Raw genomic sequence first — 222 nt, 5'->3', positions numbered from 1 at the left:
CGGCGATCCGCTTTTCGGTCTGCCGGCCTGGATCCTCCACGAGGGCGTGCCGGGTCATCATATCCAGATCGCGCTGGGGCAGGAACGCACCGACCTGCCCGCCTTCCGTCGCCGCGACGAGCCGACCGCCTTCGTCGAGGGCTGGGCGCTGTATTCGGAGCAGCTCGGCAAGGACATGGGCGTCTATCGCACGCCCTATGAACAGTTCGGCCTGCTCTCCTT

Annotated in this window: 1 protein-coding gene; it reads left to right on the top strand. The window is 66.7% G+C overall.

From position 1 onward, the window contains the following. A partial coding sequence (locus NG901_RS16945) for a DUF885 family protein (RefSeq protein ID WP_252217123.1) occupies positions 1 to 222 on the top strand: 222 nt, incomplete at both ends.

The organism is Clostridium sp. CMCC3677 (assembly GCF_023845585.1).
In the GTDB taxonomy this organism is placed as follows: Bacteria; Bacillota; Clostridia; order Clostridiales; family Clostridiaceae; genus Clostridium; species Clostridium aquiflavi.
This window is presented reverse-complemented; position numbering and strand designations above follow the sequence as displayed.